Source organism: Pseudoduganella ginsengisoli, assembly GCF_009720865.1.
Taxonomy (GTDB): domain Bacteria; phylum Pseudomonadota; class Gammaproteobacteria; order Burkholderiales; family Burkholderiaceae_D; genus Rugamonas; species Rugamonas ginsengisoli.
The window spans coordinates 1-255 of record NZ_WNLA01000117.1; the positions used below are offsets into that span (position 1 = coordinate 1).

Sequence of the window (255 nt, forward strand, 5' to 3'; positions counted from 1 at the left end):
TCAGGCCCTGCGACGGCGCACTGAAGTTGCCCGCCTTGTCTTCCTGCGTGACCGTGTACGCAATGTCGACGCCGGTAGCTGCCGCCGTGTGCGTCACGCTCCAGTTGCCGCTGGCGTCGGCCACGGCGTTGCCCACTTCCACCCCGCCGGCATACAGATGCACTTTGGCGCCGGCTTCCGCGCCACCGCCGGCAAACACCGGATTGAGAGCGTTGGTGATGTTGTCGGTATTCGATGAGCCGTTATCCGAAGTGG

General features: G+C 64.7%; 1 protein-coding gene. It reads right to left on the reverse strand.

What is annotated here, in order from left to right; all coding sequences use genetic code 11:
- Positions 1–255 (reverse strand): Ig-like domain-containing protein (locus GM668_RS30825; protein WP_170305939.1); only part of this gene is annotated, 255 nt, incomplete at both ends.